Raw genomic sequence first — 16,737 nt, forward strand, 5'->3', positions numbered from 1 at the left:
TTGGCGACCAGCCCCACCTCGACGCCTTGGACCTGCAAGGTCGACACAAAGTTGTGCCGCGCCGAATGGTGATGATGTTGAACTTGCTGCGGTGCGAGGAATGTGTTGCTGCGCGGTGGGCATTGAAATGCCCATATAGGCCGAAGTCACCCATAGGGTGTTGTTTTTTGAGCGGAACTAGGGTTGGCCGCAATTCTTGATAGATTTATTTTAACGCATCCGGGCCGCGCTTGTAGCTCCCGGGGCCTAATACCATCAATCTTTTGGTAAATACCCAAAGTATGCCAGTCGCCTTTGTCGGGTTATTAATTCTTCGGCCTAGTCGACGGTTTCTGCCACTGCGAACCGGCGGAATGCATATTGCATCATGACCAACGTCAGAAGCACGATCAAGGTCAAGGTTATCCAGCTGGCCAACGCTGGTAGGACCAAGGAGGTTCTAAACGTTGTTAATGTGGCGAACCCCACAGCAGCCGACGCCGCACCAGCAGCCAAAACGACAATCGTCTTCGCAATGAACTCGACAAGTGACCGTCCGAGAAACTCGAAGTCTGCCCGTCCCATCGGAACCAGCTTTTTCGGAAACAGAAGGTGTATCGTGTTTTCGACTGTATAGATGAGCACAGTCAACGGGAGCGCAAATGCCGCAAAGACGAGTGCGCCAGATGTGACGAAACCCTTTTCAAAGACCGTGACGCTGACGATCAGGGACAAAGCGATGACATAGGTAACAAGCACCTGAACCACGAGCTGGCCTGCGCAGATACGCCACGGGGCTATGGGCAGGGTCTTGTAGACCTCCATCCTGCTCAGGTCACCGCGAAAATCGCATACCAGCGTGCGCGGCAGGATGAATCCGAAAAAGGTGTAAACAATCGTCAAAACCCGTGGGTCCGTGAAGGGTATACCGACCGCCGCAACAAGCGGCCCTGCGCATGCGGCGATGCCAACGAACACGACGACGACCTTCAAAGAATCGCGGGCAACGTTTAAGGCCTGTCGCCAAGCAATGGGGCCCAAGCCTCCCCAAACCAGCGAACGACGGATGGAGTGCACCTCGGCTCGTTGAGTGGCCCAGTAAGATCCACCTTGCTTCACACGCTCCCATCGGTTGCTCTGTCGGGCGTTCTCGCTTAGGGCGCGGTCAGTCGTGCGGGCGTCGAGCACGATAGCCGCGCGCAGCAGTGCAATGTTGATGAGGAGCGCGATACAGGCCCAAACGGCCATATTCGGCAACGATGACGACACGAAGAGTTCCGCAAACACAATGTAGGGTATCAGGATGATGGTGCCGATCCACGAATGTCGAAACGCCGACAATAGATCAAAGAGGTTACGGTCGGGCGTTGCCCATGCATAAAGCATGCAGGCGGCTGCAACTGCGAGAAGCAGCGCAATTACGGGATATCGTATCCGTGAGAGCCTGCTGCCTTCCAGCGTCTGAGCGGTCATGACGATAACAGCGCTGTTTAACTGAACGAATATGATCGTCAGGAGCGAAGCGATGAAAGCAGAAAGGGCTGAACCTGTTTGCCCCTGCGCAAAAATGGCGATGAGCGCACTGCTTAAAGTGGCCCCGGCAACGTAAGCGCCAAATTTGTAAATGATTAGGTCGCGCCGACGGAATGGCCCGGTATAAAGAAAATTGATCTCGGCCGGCGAAAAATGAAACGTTGGCCCGGTCGTCAGCGCCACTGTGAGCAGCGACATCGCAAGCATGCTGATTGGCATGAAAGTGCTGATCTGCGCGCTTAAAGCTTGCCGATCCAAGGCTGCGTTAGACATGGACCCCATGTCCGACGAGGAACTGTTGGTAACGACGAGCAGCCAAATGATTCCGAAAAAAGCAAGAAAGAAAAGCAGGCCACGCAAGCTTGTCAACTGGATCAGGCGCAGGCGAAAACCGCCGCGCAATCGCATCATAAGGAGACGGAAAAGTGCTTGATCCATAGCTCAGGCCTGACCCATCTCTTCTTTCTGGGTGATTGTGAAATACGCCTCTTCAAGGGCCGAGTTATTGTCGGTCTGGCCGAACTCGCTCAGAACGTAGTCCATCGTGCCAAATAGACGGCATTCGCCAAGGTTCAAAACCATAATATGCGTGCATAAATCCTCGAACAGGCTCAAAAGGTGCGAGCTTATGATGATAGCTGCGCCGGCTTGCGCACGTTCGCGGATCGCCTGCTTGATGCCCCGGATACCCTGAGGATCAAGCCCCGTCAGCGGCTCATCGAACAGTATAACCTTAGGATCGTGCAAGAAGGCGCAGGCGATCGCCACTTTTTGGCGCATACCGCGAGACAAGTTATGGACGAGCGTATCGCGCTTGTGTGTAAGTTCGAATGAATTAAGAAGTGCCTCGGCGCATTTCTCAAAATCTGTGACTTTGTAGGCCGCCGCAGTGAACGCCAGATGCTCCCAAACCGTCATGGTATCAAATAGCCGTGGATCGTCAGGAATATAGCCGATGTTCTGTTTGGCTGCGATGGGTGCCTCGGCAATATCATGGCCGGCAATCATTAGGCGCCCCGAGGTGGGGGGGATAATCCCACACAAGGCACGCAACGTCGTTGTCTTACCCGCCCCATTCGGCCCGAGTAACCCAAGGATCTGGCCGGGTTCAACCGAAAAGCTCAGGTCCTTCACGGCCGTGAAGCCTTTGTACTGCTTACTGAAATTTGTGACTGTGATCATATGTTCTTTGGCCAAGATTATCCGGTTTACCTGCGGCCGAGCAGTCTGACGTGGACTCCAACAACACTCAAGCCAGCGATATTTTGCACCAATTCATGGCAACTCTATGTCCAAATCATCAACAGCGCCCCTAGCAAAGCGAGAAAGTGGAAATACGCGGTTGGCGCACCGTGGCCAGCAGAAGGTTGCGTCGAATTGCAGCCTAACAACAAGAGGTGCGCTCTGGCTGCTCACTTTCAAGAGCTGGCATTCGGGTTTCATTCCTGAATATTAGTGAAGTCCCGAGATGTGTGAAACCGCCTGTTAGCTGATTTTGCCTACGCAGCGAATACCTCCTTAGGCGGGCCGCACTAGCGGCTTCGGATGGCACAACGCCCTAATGTGGAAGGGCCATAGCTAAGAAACAAGCAACGGAAATGAGTTAAGCAAGTTACCTATGAGCGCGAAAAGCATTCTGTGCGCTTCGAAATAGAACTTACTCTCTAAATGTCTATATGCGTTTGACGCGGTACTGCTTGCATTGCAGGCTATGCGCTTAGCTAGCGTGAGAATCCGAAGTGCAGATCGTTATCGAAAGAGGTCCTGCGCTGTTTGAGGGCGAATGTTGTCCCAATTGATTGGCTGCCCTATTGCCTTGTCGATAGTGCTGCCCGTCATGTCGACATTGGACCATTTCGAACCGGAAATCTGTGCCCCGATAAAGCTTGCGCGGCTAAAATCTGATACATTTTCTGTCCAGGCGACAGCCTCGCGCAGATTAGCATGATTGAAATTTGTACCCTTGGCGGAGCAGCCCGACAGGAATGCACTACGGAAGTTCCCATGGCTGGCGTCAAAGCCCGACAGGTCGCAAAAACTTATGTTCCAGAAGCTGAAGTCGATGTCGCCAATGTCGACGCTCGCTGCCGGCTCGACACTCGTTCGCGCTGCCTGCAGTACAGCGAGTGCGGCCATCACACTTTCATCCCTGGTGCGTGTAATCCCGTCGCGGGTGTCCAACTTGGTATGATCATCCACGACCCCCCGTCGTTCTTCTACCGCGAATTCCAAATACGACAAGAGGATGCGGATTGCCTGCTCTGCCACATCGTTTGATGATTTGCCCGGTGGGTCTGTAACAATCGCGCTGAGCATTTCGATAGCGTCTAGCCGGTCGGGGAGGGCGACAGCCCCGGGGTCGCCGCGCAATGCGCGGGTTATCTCGGCAATCCGTTCAGCATGAGTTGGGCGTGCGAAATCGAAGGGTGGTTCGGTTTTGGGTTGCACCCCAACGGGCTTTGACACCACCGTCTGGTTATCGGGATCTATGATTGGCTCCTGTTTCCCAATTAAGTGTTCCACCCAGTCGTCGCCTGTTGAAATTACCACTGTAACTACGGCGAACACCCCAGTAACGACGGCTGCAATCACCGTGGACGCCGAACGCGGATCTGACCAAAGTGACTTTCGTTCTGGTTTCTCGTCGTTGGGCTCAGCATTCATGGTATCTCCTCCTGTCCTCTGCCGCCTCTAGGGGCGAGGCCTTGCGCATTTCACCGCGCCTGCAACCGGTGCGTCGTGATCGCTGCGCCCGCGGTCTCCGTCCAGATCGATCTGCGTCATGAACGCACCATCTAGGCACCATGTCTCTGTATGTGGCGAATGGCTGTCCAACCGCCGTGCATCTAACTGCGTGGGCGCTTCAACCTCGATCCAGTACATCGATCCCCATTGCTGAGCGCCAGCATCGGCGGGCCGACAACACTGTGCCGCGCCAACTACAGGAGTGTCATTTGCGCTGTAGGCACGATCTCCATCGAGATCGAGCGCCGTCAGGTAATGCCCATCGGGACACCAGTCAGGGCGCTTGCCGTGGCTGTTTACTCCGCGGCGTTGAACTTCAACCCAGGTGCATGATCCCCAGGACGCTGAGGAGTTCCTTATTCCGCAGCATTGGACCTGTCCGACTACCGGTGCATCATGAGCATGCAGATTGCGTGGGCCATCGAGATCCATTTGAACCATGTAACTGCCGACCGGGCACCATGCACCGCCCTGTGCGTGGCTGTTAATGCCACCGTTCTCGACAGCCACCCATTGGCAATTCGCCCAGCCACGCTGCGGCAATCTAAAAATCCAGTTGTATGAATACGCTGTCGGCCGATACCACGAATGCCGCGCAGGTTCGCCGGGGTTGGCTGCATGCGATGCGACGCCGACCACCCGACCACGGCTGTTCAGCAACGGTCCACCGGAATCTCCGGGGCAGGTGCTGTAGCCTGGATAGTCGAAATGGATCGCTGCATAATTGGCTTGGGTGACGCTAAGGGTCAGCTGTCGCTTGCCCTGCGGAGGCTGATTGCAGTGCGAACCAGTGGCGCCATACCCAACAAGCGTGAGTGCATCGCCAGTCAAGGGCGTGACCGACGGAAACTCGATCGGGATCGGCACAACGCTTGCCGCGACGTTGTGCACAGGAAAGTCTAAGTCGATAATCGCAACGTCTTCACGCAGCCAGCCGCGATTTTCGAACTCAGGGTGATACCGGACGGTGCCCGGAATCTTGACTGTTGATCGTGTGCTTTGGCCGTTGGGGAAGACATTGTGTAGCTGGATCCCAGTCCGCCCGGGTGGTGCGCCACGATAGCAATGGATCGCGGTCAATGCCATGTCGGACGCGATCAAAGTTGCGGTGCAGTTACCTTCGATGGTCTGGCCGACGGCCTCAAGGTTTCCGTCTGAAACAGGGGCGCTGGTCGTCAGTGCTTGTGCTTGATCAACTGTCGTTAGCGCCAACAGGAATACGCTTGTTCGCGCTATTTTATTTAAGGTTGATTGTCTCCGTTTGAAATTGAAACGCTGCCACATGATCCACCCTCCTGGCCGACATGTACTCACGTTAATTAGATCACATTCTCAATTTCACGCTTTGACTGAGGTCAATCGCCACTCACTAGTGCTTTCGCAGTACAGAGCTACTATGCAGAAGGGGTAGATTAGGTTTTGACAGGACGAGTCTGGCATACCGGTTGGTACTAAAGTCAGATAGCTGGCAAGATCTGGCACCTTTGGCTATTCGTCCAAAACTTCATTGGCAAAGGCTAAATCGATTTCTCTCAACATAATCAGGCAATTCGACAGCTGGTCGATCGCAAGAAACTCATTCGCCTTGTGCGCCTGATCGATGCTTCCCGGCCCACACACGACCACGTCCATGCCAAGCTGTTGAAAGATCCCGGCCTCGGTCCCGAAGGGGGCGACATCGGCGGCATTGGCCCCGGTCAGTTCGGACAGAATGCGTTTGGCTTCGTTGTCCTCAACCGGGATCAAACCTGCGACCTCGCCTATGATTTCAGTCTCGATCGAGGCGTCGGGATGAACGGCCTGCATTGCGGGCAGAAGCGTGTCATTGCAATAGGTTGTGATGGCCCGTTTGACGAACTCTGCATCCGAATTCTGCACTGGTCGCATCTCCCAATCGATCTGCGCTTTTGGGGCGATGACATTGTGCACGCTGCCGCCATGAAGCGCACCCACGTTCATCGTCGTCCACGGCGGGTCGAAGGGGCTGTCTTTCGGGGCCATGTCTTTCAGCTGCTCGCGCAGCTCCAATAGTCGCGCCACATAGCGCACCGCATACTCTACCGCATTCACACCCAGATCGGGGGCGGAGCCGTGTCCTTCGAGACCCTGAAACCGCGTCGTATACTCAAAGCAACCTTTGTGGCCTTCGATGATGCGCATCATGGTCGGCTCTCCAATGATGGCCATGGCCGGGCGTATGCCGCGTTCGGTCAGCGATTGGGCAAGATGCCCCGCGCCGATACAGCCGGTTTCCTCGTCATAAGTGAAGGCAAAGTGGATTGGTGCCGTGCGCGGGGTTTGCGCGAAGTGCGGTGCCATCGCCAAAGTCGCTGCGATGAATCCTTTCATGTCACATGTTCCGCGCCCATAAAGCCGTCCGTCACGCTCGACCATGTCGAAGGGATCCGAGGTCCAGTCCTGATCCGTGACGGGCACCACGTCGCTGTGGCCAGACAAGACCAGTCCACCGTCGGTGTTCGGTCCCAGCGTGGCGAACAGATTGGCTTTCTGCCCTGTGGGATCTTGGAAGACCTCGACCCGTGCACCGCAGTTTTTCAGACGATCGGCCATGTAGCTGATCATCGCCAAATTGCTGTCCGCCGAGACCGTCGGAAAGGAAATCAGGTCCTTCAAGATGCGCTTGGCCTCGTCCAGCATGGGTTAGCCTTTCACAAAGAGCTTGCGGTCGATGCTACACATCGGCTCGGCTGCGCCGTCGTCGCGGATCAGGATGGTTTCGGTGGTCTCAAGCCCCCAGCTGTCCATCCAAAGCGCGGGCATGAAGTGGAAGACCATGCCGGGTTTCAGCACCGTCTCATCCTCGCTGCGGATCGACGCGGTACGTTCGCCCCAATCCGGCGGGTAGCTGAGGCCGATGGGATAGCCCATGCGGCCCGACCGCTCGATCCCATGCTTGGCAAGAACATCCATGAAAGCGTTGGCGATGTCGCAGGTGCGATTGCCCGCGCGGGCCGCGTTCAAACCCGCTTCGATGCCTTCAAGCTGCGCCCCCTCAGCGCGCAACATCTCGTCCGAGGGTTGGCCAAGGAACACCGTCCGGCACAGCGGCGCGTGATATCGGCGATAGCAGCCCGACAGCTCAAAAAAGGTCGCTTCGCCTTCGCGCATGGGGGCGCCGTTCCATGTCAGGTGTGCGGCAGTGGCGTCGAGGCCGGAGGGCGTCAGGGGGACGATCGCGGGATAGTCGCCCCAATCGTCGCCGACCCCGGTGATGCCCGCATGCATGATATCCGCCACCAGATCGTTCTTGCGTACACCCGGTGCGGCGCGGTCAATTGCGGTCTGGACGACCTTGTCGGAAATGCGTGCAGCTTTGCGGATGAAGGCAATCTCGTCCTCGGACTTGACCAGCCGTTGCCAGTTAACCAAGGCCGTCGCATCCACAAGTTTAGCCTCGGGTAGCTCGTCTGTCAGGACCGCATGGGCCTTGGCCGAGTAGTAATAGTTCTCCATCTCGACGCCGATACGGGCGGTGCTGAAACCGAGCGCTTTCAGCTGCGCGGCAAGGTCTTGCATCGGATGAACCACGGTCGACTGAACGAAATGGTCGCCATAGCCAAGGATGTTTTCGTGATCCATCCAACAAGTGCGGCGCCCGCCCATCATATCCATGTAGCGACCCCACCAGATCGGTTCGCCCTCCATCGTCAGGATCACGCCCTGATGGACATAGAAGGACCAGCCATCATAGCCGGTCAGCCAAGCTTGATTTGACGGGTCAGTGACAAAGATCGCGTCCAGCCCGGCCTGAGCCATTGCGGCGCGGGTCAGGGCGATCCTGCGATCGTATTCTGTTTGGCTGAAGGGTGCGTTGGTTGCTGTCATCGAAATCTCCTTAGCCCAAAACTGCGTGAACAGCGCGGGCGGTCGCGCCCGCGATCAGGTCCGCCTCCTCTTTTGTCAGGCAAAACGGCGGCGCAAATCCCAGTATATCACCTTGAGGCATGGCACGGGCGATGATGCTGTCTTGTTCCAGCAGCTTGGCGGCAATCTGCGGGCCGATTTTGTCGCTGGCATCAAAGAAGCTGCGGCTGCTCTTGTCGGCCACGAACTCGACCGCGCAGAGCATCCCTTCACCGCGGACCTCGCCCACATTTGCGTGGGATCCCAGTGCGTCCTGTATCGCTTTGTTCAGATAAGCCCCTACTGCGCCGGCATTCGCGACCAGATCCAGATCGTCGATCAGCTTCAGGTTGGCGACCCCGGCGGCCGCACCGATCGGGTGGGCGGAGTAGGTCCAGCCATGGCCGATGGGGCCGTTTTCGTCCGTTCCTTGCTCCAACACCTTCCACATCTTGTCGGAAACGATGGTTCCCGACAGCGGCGCATAGGCCGATGTCAGCCCCTTGGCGATGGTGATCAGGTCTGGGCGCAGGCCATAATGCTCGGACCCAAACATTGTCCCCAACCGGCCAAACCCGGTAACAACCTCGTCCGCGACCAAAAGGATGTCATGTTTCTCAAGTACGGCTTGGATCGCCTGCCAATAGCCTGCAGGGGGCGGGACGATCCCACCCGTGCCCAGCACCGGCTCGCCGATGAAGGCGGCAATGGTGTCAGCGCCTTCACGCGCGATCAGCGCTTCCAGCTCGGATACGCAATGGGCCACGAACTGGGCCTCGGTTTGTGCCAGATCCGGGCGGCGGAAATAATAAGGCGCTTCGGTGTGGATCACCTGCGCCAACGGCAGGTCGAACATATTGTGAAACAGTTCAAGACCAGTGAGCGATCCTGTCATCAGCCCGGACCCATGATACCCCCGCCAGCGCGAGATGATCTTCTTCTTCTCGGGGCGGCCAAGGATGTTGTTGTAGTACCAGATCAGCTTGATGTTGGTTTCATTCGCATCCGATCCGGACAGACCGAAATAGACCTTCGACATGTGATCAGGCGCCCGATCAAGGATCATTTTGGACAGGGTGATCGACGCCTCGGTCCCATGCCCGACATAGGAATGGTAATAGGCCAGTTCGCGGGCCTGATCGGCGATGGCGTCTGCGATTTCGGATCGGCCATAGCCCACATTCACACAGTAAAGACCGGCAAAGGCATCCAGCAGACGGTTCCCGTCGCGATCTTCGATGTGACAGCCGTTGCCACCGGTGATCACGCGATGAGGAACGTTGCCTCGTGCAAACTCGGCCAGATGTGTCGATGGGTGGAAGAAGTTTTCACGATCCCAGGTTTCAAGTTGGTCGTTGTGAAGCATTGTGTGCCCTTCAGGTTCGGGCGGCGCGCCGCCGGTTGTCATGAAAGGAGCCTGTTGCACGCATCAAACCGAGAGGGTCCAACCAGAGCAGACGGGCTCCGCTCACCCCGACAGCAGCGCGCAATGCCTTTATTGTCTGGGCAATCCAATAGATGCATGAAGGCACTAGCTTCAGCAATGAATAATTATAACCAAGGGACGATTGACTTGGCGGATTTTGAAACAAGATGGCTGCACCATTGGTTGTGAAGGTAAGCTTTGGGTTGCCCATTCAAAGCGTCACAGTCGGCTTTGTTTGGTCGCGGCCTTTGTTCAGTCCGCAGGATTAATAATAGGCTTTTCGCCGGTATCTCAAGGCGGGGCGGCGATCTCTTTCCGTTCGCAAATTGGGTCACCAGTTTGCATGCAGCCTTGTGTTACTTTCGTGTTTATCTTTCGCTGCGTTTCCACTGTTTTCTGTCCAGATTCTCTGAACTGAGCATTCGCGCTATGCGTAGCATCCTCTTTACTCGTGAAGTGAATTTGCACGGTGAAGAGTGTATTCAAAGCAATTTTGCCAACTGGTTTATTTCGTGCAGTCGTTTCTTTTCGCCGTCTTGTCAAACGGTAAGGAAATCTCTCAAAACGCTGTTGAATAGCCCGGGTTTCTCCAAATGTGCGGCATGGGCGCATCCCGGTATGACTGAAAGGTTCGCGTTGGAAATGGATTTCCACAATTGCTCGGTCTGACGCCATGGGTAGGTGCGATCCTCGTCACCCCAGACAACCAAGGTTTTGTTCTGAATACTCTCCAGTCGCTCAACGCCGCTCCAGTTTTCCATCGCATCGAGCCCGTTGAGCATGGCTTCTAGTCCGCACTGCTCAGCTATTGTCGCACAGGTCTCATAGCCAGCTGCATTTTCCCGCTCAAGAAACCAAGTTGCTGCGATCCGTCTGGCGGTGGACTGAGGCCCGTCTGCAAGCGCACGGCGTTTGGAAGTGCAGATGGTCTCGAACCGACCGGGAAGGACACCCGTTGCACCGGTGCCATAAAGCACAAGCCTGTCAACACGTTCCGGAGCTTGCGCGACCATCTCTTGTGCAACCATGCCGCCCATCGAATGGCCAACCAAGTTGAACCGCTCGACACCGCGCGCGCTAAGATCGCCCAAAGACCATTCGGCATATCCAGCAATACTGTCCAGTGCATCGCAATGCGCATTCTCGCCATATCCCGGTAGGTCCAGGCTTATAACCTCATATCCAGCTTCAGGGTCAATTTGCCCCTGCCATTGTCGACTGCCACCCATAAACCCATGAACAAAGACAACTGGGTTCATTTGCGGCCACCTTGTACGATGCGATCAAGGATCATGGCGCAGAACAAGATCGAGAAACCAGCGAGGATACCCTGACCGACATTGGCATATTGCAGAGCTTCTAAGACATCTTCACCCAACCCCTTGGCACCAATCAACGAGGCGACGACGACCATTGCCAACGACAGCATGATGGTCTGGTTGATGCCTGCGCGGATTGAAGGGCTGGCCAAAGGCAGATCGACCTTGGTCAATAGATACCATTTGTTGGCACCAAAGCTGATCGCCGCTTCGCGCACGCTTTCAGGCACGCCGCGCAGGCCCAGCACCGTCAAACGCACGACTGGGGTGCCGCCGAAGATCATGGTTACCACAACCGCAGCCGGTTTGCCGACGCCAAAAAACGCGATCACGGGCACCATGAAGACGAAGGCGGGCATGGTTTGCATGAAGTCCATGATTGGCTGAATGAAGCTGTAAAACCGCGGACGGCGCGCGGCGAACATGCCCAATGGAATGCCGATCACAATCGACAGGCAAGCCGCAGTGCCCAGCAGTGCCAGCGTCGTCATTGCCGCCTCCCAAAAGCCCAGAAGGCCCATGTAAGCCAGGAAAGCGCCAGAATAGATGGCCGTGCGAATGCCTGCGGTGAGCCATGTCAACAACACGATTAGGCTGGCGATCACGATCCAGGGGGTCTGAACAAGTATGACCTCAAGCGCATCAAGAAGCGCACGAATGCCGAACGTCAGGCCATCAAAGAAAGCTTCAGAATTGCGAACGCACCAAGCGATAAATTCCTCCACCCAAGATATGCTGGTCAAGCGAATGTCAGGATCAGTAGGGAAGTGGCTAAGCAGTGAGAAGCGACCCGGGAAGCTATAGTGAAGCATGGCGGCCGCCACGATCAACAACATGAAGATCGCACTGAACACGATATGGGTAACCGGCATGGCCGAGCGAACCGAGCGATCAGACAGCCAATCAGAGAACCTTGCCTCAAGCGCCCAATTGGCGACCAGCGACTGTGCGGTCTTGGCGATCAGTAGAATGACGATACCGGTCAGAACAATCATGGGGCCTTCGGCAGCCAGTGCTTCGGCCTCGGCGCGGATACCGCCGATGTTTTCTTCCAGTGACTCAACGGTGCGGCGATAAACGTCAATCTTTTCGGAATTGCTTTCAATGGCTGCCGCAAGTTGCTCGCGGCGCAGTTCAAGAGTGCCTTCGATCGAGGCAATGCGGGCCATGGCATCCGCCGCCAGATCGCCAAAAAGACCACGGGCTATTTGCACAAATGCAATGGTTTCAAGGATCAGGAATGGCAGGGCCCAAGACCATAACCCGCGTGCGCCGAACCAAATTGGGCCAAATAGGCCAGCCATTAGGTTGAATGTGGCGGTAAACCGGGATGACGCGCCGATCTTGTCAAAATTACGGATGTAATAGTCTGGGCTGGTGCGAACGAAGGCCCGGATGTTCTCGCGTCGCTCTTCTGCATATGCGAGCGCTGCTTCGCTTTCGGTATCTTCTAAGGGGTTAACGCCCAATTCTTCAAGCTCACTCATGATACTTCTGTCCCTTCGATCACGGTGCGCAATAGATCAGCGCGGGTGATAGCCCCCAGGTCGTTCCCGTCCGACTGAACAATGATCGGCTTTTCATCGTCGATTGCCATGTTGATAAGATTGCTCAGGGTTTCGCTTTCACCTACCCGCGGCGCGTCGGCAGCGATCGGGCCGTTCTGGGTGATATAGGTATCGAGAGGCTGCATGACGGCATGGGCATGCACGACTTTCAGGCGCGATATGCCTGCTACAAAATCGGCCACATAGTCGTCTGCCGGATGCATAACAATGTCTTCTGCTGTGCCCATCTGCACCATCTTGCCGTCGCGCATGATGGCGATCCGGTCGCCGATACGTACTGCTTCATCAAGATCGTGGGTGATGAAGATCGTGGTTTTCTTCAGGATTTTGGACAGGCGGATGAACTCGTCTTGAAGTTGGCGGCGGATCAACGGGTCGAGCGCCGAAAAAGGCTCGTCCATCAACAACACATCAGGGTTGGCAGCCAGAGCGCGGGCAAGGCCGACGCGCTGTTGCATGCCCCCTGAGAGTTCATGGGCAAACTTTGAACCCCAAGCGCCAAGTTCGACAATATCAAGTATTGCCGCGGCCTGTCGCATACGTTCATTCTTGGCAACTTGGCGAATTTCCAAAGGCATCGCGACGTTGTCCAGAACCGATCGGTGCGGCATCAGAGCGAAGTTCTGAAACACCATGCCAATCTTGCGGTTGCGGAAGGCCTGAAGTTCGCTTGGACCAAGCGCCATGACGTCGGTCCCTTCGATTTCGATTTTGCCTGCAGTGGGTTCCAGCAGACGATTGAAATGACGTACCAGCGTGGATTTGCCACTGCCAGAAAGGCCCATGATGCAAAAAATCTCACCACGGTTGACCGATAGGCTGACATCGGCAACGCCAACGACAGCGCCCATTTCTGCAAGAACGTCTGCCTTACTCAGGCCCCGGTCACGGATCGCCTGCAATGCGGCTTCGGGCTTGTGCCCAAAAATTTTCCAGACATTGGAAATTTCCACAACGGTTTCAGGGGTCATGCGCGTCATCCCGGTATTTTCTGATTGGATGGAGTGGCCGACACCAAAGGGTTCTGGTGTCGGCAGTCTTTTCAGCAATTATGGGATCAGAGCCCCAGCCATGCGTCTACGCGATCTGGGTTCGCTTCAACCCACTCGCGCGCAACTTCTGCTGGGTCACGGCCCTTGCCGCTGATTTCAAAAGCGAAGCCCGAAACGTCGTCAGCCGTCAGCGAGAAATTCGCAAAGAACTCGGCAATTGCTGGCGAGCGGCTTTCCAACGAATTCGACCAAGCGATCTGCACGTTCTTCAATGCGTCTTTCGAGGCAACCATGGACTTGTCATACCAATCGGCATCATCGGATGGCTGCACCATGACATATTTTGCCGGATCATACGCCGGTTCGCTCAGCATTTTGACGTCGAACATGAACCAAACAGCATGCGGCTTGTAGCAATAGAAGGCATAGCCTTCACCCTTGGCGATGCTGTCTTTGATGCGTGCGGTCTTGACGCTTTCTTCGGCGCGGACGGGTTCAATGAAATCAAGTAGGCCGTAGTCGCGGGTTTTAACTTCGTTGACGTTGGCCGAAGCCCAACCCGGAGCACCAATCCACATCTCACCTTTGCCGTTCCCGTCGCTGTCCATCAAAGCAGCCACGTCTGGGCGGCCCAGGTCGGCAATATCGGTAATGTTGTTGGCTTCGCCAAAGTCCTGCGACACGCAGAAACCCTGATTGCCTTCGTATGGGTTCGAAGACAGAGTCACAGTGCCCGCTTCATCGACGTATTTCTTAGTAAAGCTTTCCTGGTTCGGCAGCCAAACATCGGGGTGCACGTCAATGTCGCCCTTGCCCTGATCCATGGCTTGGAAAATCGTAGCATTGTTGCCGGGTACATATTCAACTGTACCGCCCACGCGCATTTCGACAACTGCGCCCAGAAGGTGAGCAATGGCCTGTGCGCCAGTCCAAGACGGCACACCAATTTTAACCTCTTCTGCCGCCAAAACGGGCATCGCAAAGACGCTCACTGCTGCGGCTAGGCCAAGTGATTTCAGGTTGGTTTTCATCGTAGTCTCCTCTGTTGAGATACGCCTTTTTTTTGGCGCTGTTTTTTTAGTTTTTATAGGTTCCAGCCAATGCGGGGATCTTGTGTTGAGTTGACGAAAGCGCCGCAAATGTGGACCGGGGGCTGTTCGCGGACAGCCAGCCGGGCATTGTAAAAAGTCTAAACCGCGAAGTTTTAAGAGCGCCAATTCGAACATTTCATCAAACTATTCGTTTTATGCATAGAATCCTTTATGGTCAGATGCACCGCTTAGAACAGGTTTCAGCAAGACATGGATTTAAACTGGATACGTGATTTCGAGTGCTTAGCCCGAACTTTGAATTTCACCCGAGCCTCTAACGAACGAAACATTACGCAATCGGCTTTCAGTCGCAGAATCAAGGCGTTAGAAAGCTGGGTCGGTTTACCGTTGGTCAACCGAGCGACCTATCCAGTACAGCTAACCGAAGCTGGCCAACAATTCTTACCGGTAGCACTCGAGGCGATTTCGCAGCTGTCTGAATCGCGACAATCGCTACGCGATGCTGATCGCGGAGATAGCCGGTTTATTAGATTTTCGGTGCTGCACACGATTTCGGTCAACTACCTGGCCGGCCGAATTGAAGAACTGCAAGGTCAAATTCCCGACCTAAGAACCCGCGTTGTGTCTGATTCCCTAAGCACCTGTTGCGAACTTTTGGTGGAAGGCGCTGTAGACGTGATGCTGTGTTACTACCATCATTCGGTCTCGCCGATGATTGACGAGTCTTCGTTTGAACGAAAGGATTTGCTGACGGATCGGTTGATGCCTGTGGCGGCTACCGAGGCTGCACGGGCACTTGGCTGGAATCTTGATGTGCTGGACGGCCCGCCGATCCCCTATCTGGCCTACGAGCGGTCGTCTTTCTTGGGCATGGTTGTCGAAAACATCATGGGGCGGCGGCCTTTGAACATCGAAACGATCTATGTCGACAGTCTGGTCGAAACGATCAAACGGCGACTTGTGACCGGAAGCGGATTTGCTTGGATGCCAGAAACGGCCATTGCAGCTGAGCTTGCCGAAGGTGTGCTCGTGCCAATTGGGAATGAAAACTGGCGCACAAATCTGACAATTTCTGCGCTGTCCAATCCTGCAGCATTCGACACGACTTCGCGCAGACTTTGGGATTCTCTATGACGCGTTAGCGCGCTGCAGTGATTATGATCTCAACTTTCAGTTCAGGCCGGGCCAAAGCCGCCTCACCACAAGCGCGTGCGGGCTCTGTACCTAGAACAACCCAATCGTCCCAAACAGCGTTCATATCAGCGAAGTCATCCATCGAAGACAACCAGATAATCGCCTGAAGGATCTTGGTCTTGTCAGAGCCCGCTTCAGCCAAAAGACTTTCGATCTTTGCCAATGTTTGCCGCGTCTGATCTGCCACACTGGCACCAGCCTCGCCCACTTGGCCGCAGAGATAAATGGTTTCACCATGGATGACGATCCGGCTCATCCGACCAGTACTGTGCATTCTTTCGATCTGGGTCATTGGATATCCTTCGTTGAATATTGGGTCAGGCCGTATTGTTCAGATAGAGACAGGAAGTCGCGATCAATCAGCGGCATCCATCTGAGCGGTTTCGACAATTGCCTGCGTCAGCAAATCAATCGTGTCTACAACATGCGCTTCTGGTGAAACGCTGTCAGCGATGAGCGAAAACTCGGAACAGGCGACGAATTGCAGTTTAGCGCCGGACTTCAGCAGTTCTTCAGAGGCCGCATGCAACGCGGCGCGTGAGGTTGCGCCGGGACCTTCCGCTTTAATAGAGCGGATTGCATCCAGCATGGGTTCATCCCGCTTGGGCCAAACAACAGACACACCGCGTGCTGTTAGAGCTGTTTCAAACAACCGGGTGTGTCGCACAGCAGGCGAAGCCAACATGCCAACACATCCCCCCGCTCCAAGAGTTTTAACGGCGTACTCCGCGGCCAGATCAACCATGTTCAAAAGCGGAATATCGACGGCCTCGGTGATCGCGTTCGCATAGTGGTGTGCGGTGTTGCAGGGCATCGCCAAAGCCACGGCCCCGGCCGCCTGAAGCCGCCGCGCCATCGCTGCCAATGTCGGACCCGGATCTGTGCCATTACCTTCGATCAAATGGGCAATCCGCGACGGAACCTGTGGGTTCATATCGATGAGCAGGGGAATATGATCGCTGTCATCGCGCGCTGGCACGGCCTCGATCAGCTTGCGCTGAAGGAGGAGCGTGGCCTCGGGGCCCATACCACCAAGAACCCCGATTGTACGCAGATCTGCCATAG

14 protein-coding genes are annotated in these 16,737 nt (G+C 55.5%); 1 reads left to right on the plus strand and 13 read right to left on the minus strand.

Annotated elements, in window-relative coordinates; genetic code table 11:
- Window positions 1–318: 318 nt before the first annotated feature.
- The 11 genes from MWU55_RS10105 to MWU55_RS10155 all read right to left on the minus strand — a co-directional run bounded on the left by MWU55_RS10105 (window position 319) and on the right by MWU55_RS10155 (window position 14,457).
- Window positions 319–1,950, minus strand: coding sequence for a putative ABC exporter domain-containing protein (locus MWU55_RS10105; protein WP_246936010.1), 1,632 nt, complete (start codon window positions 1,948–1,950; stop codon window positions 319–321).
- Between the two features lie 3 nt (window positions 1,951–1,953).
- Window positions 1,954–2,694: an ABC transporter ATP-binding protein gene (locus MWU55_RS10110; protein ID WP_246936012.1), complete on the minus strand. Its 741-nt coding sequence runs from the start codon at window positions 2,692–2,694 to the stop codon at window positions 1,954–1,956.
- A gap of 567 nt (window positions 2,695–3,261) precedes the next feature.
- Entirely contained in the window at window positions 3,262–4,176 is a 915-nt protein-coding gene (locus tag MWU55_RS10115; protein ID WP_246936015.1) for a pentapeptide repeat-containing protein, read from the minus strand.
- Window positions 4,177–4,203: 27 nt separating this feature from the next.
- On the minus strand, window positions 4,204–5,469 hold the full coding sequence (locus MWU55_RS10120; RefSeq protein ID WP_246936020.1) for a S1 family peptidase: 1,266 nt from the start codon (window positions 5,467–5,469) through the stop codon (window positions 4,204–4,206).
- Window positions 5,470–5,745: 276 nt separating this feature from the next.
- Window positions 5,746–6,915: an acetylornithine deacetylase gene (argE, locus tag MWU55_RS10125; RefSeq protein ID WP_246936022.1), complete on the minus strand. Its 1,170-nt coding sequence runs from the start codon at window positions 6,913–6,915 to the stop codon at window positions 5,746–5,748.
- A 3-nt stretch (window positions 6,916–6,918) separates the two neighbouring features.
- A complete protein-coding gene (locus MWU55_RS10130; RefSeq protein WP_246936036.1) occupies window positions 6,919–8,103 on the minus strand; it encodes a M24 family metallopeptidase in 1,185 nt (394 codons plus the stop codon).
- Between the two features lie 10 nt (window positions 8,104–8,113).
- Window positions 8,114–9,487 carry an aspartate aminotransferase family protein gene (locus tag MWU55_RS10135; RefSeq protein WP_246937855.1) on the minus strand — a complete coding sequence of 458 codons (1,374 nt, stop codon included), beginning with the start codon at window positions 9,485–9,487 and terminating at the stop codon, window positions 8,114–8,116.
- 599 nt (window positions 9,488–10,086) lie between these two features.
- Window positions 10,087–10,806, minus strand: coding sequence for an alpha/beta hydrolase (locus tag MWU55_RS10140; RefSeq protein WP_246936039.1), 720 nt, complete (start codon window positions 10,804–10,806; stop codon window positions 10,087–10,089).
- Window positions 10,803–12,353 (minus strand): ABC transporter permease subunit, encoded by a 1,551-nt coding sequence (locus tag MWU55_RS10145; RefSeq protein ID WP_246936042.1) that lies wholly within the window; start codon window positions 12,351–12,353, stop codon window positions 10,803–10,805. The genes MWU55_RS10140 and MWU55_RS10145 overlap by 4 nt, the downstream gene beginning before the upstream one ends.
- Entirely contained in the window at window positions 12,350–13,405 is a 1,056-nt protein-coding gene (locus MWU55_RS10150; protein ID WP_246937857.1) for a betaine/proline/choline family ABC transporter ATP-binding protein, read from the minus strand. Before MWU55_RS10150 ends, MWU55_RS10145 begins: the two co-directional genes overlap by 4 nt.
- Window positions 13,406–13,491: 86 nt before the next feature.
- Window positions 13,492–14,457: a glycine betaine ABC transporter substrate-binding protein gene (locus MWU55_RS10155; protein ID WP_246936045.1), complete on the minus strand. Its 966-nt coding sequence runs from the start codon at window positions 14,455–14,457 to the stop codon at window positions 13,492–13,494.
- A gap of 270 nt (window positions 14,458–14,727) precedes the next feature.
- Between MWU55_RS10155 and MWU55_RS10160 the strand changes: the two genes are divergently transcribed.
- A complete protein-coding gene (locus tag MWU55_RS10160; RefSeq protein WP_246936047.1) occupies window positions 14,728–15,612 on the plus strand; it encodes a LysR family transcriptional regulator in 885 nt (294 codons plus the stop codon).
- Between the two features lie 4 nt (window positions 15,613–15,616).
- On the opposite strand, the gene MWU55_RS10165 is transcribed toward MWU55_RS10160, so the two are convergent.
- Entirely contained in the window at window positions 15,617–15,964 is a 348-nt protein-coding gene (locus tag MWU55_RS10165; RefSeq protein WP_246936050.1) for a RidA family protein, read from the minus strand.
- 63 nt (window positions 15,965–16,027) lie between these two features.
- Window positions 16,028–16,735, minus strand: coding sequence for an amino acid racemase (locus tag MWU55_RS10170; RefSeq protein WP_246936053.1), 708 nt, complete (start codon window positions 16,733–16,735; stop codon window positions 16,028–16,030).
- Window positions 16,736–16,737 lie beyond the last annotated feature (2 nt).

Source organism: Aliiroseovarius sp. F20344, from assembly GCF_023016155.1.
GTDB lineage: Bacteria > Pseudomonadota > Alphaproteobacteria > Rhodobacterales > Rhodobacteraceae > Aliiroseovarius.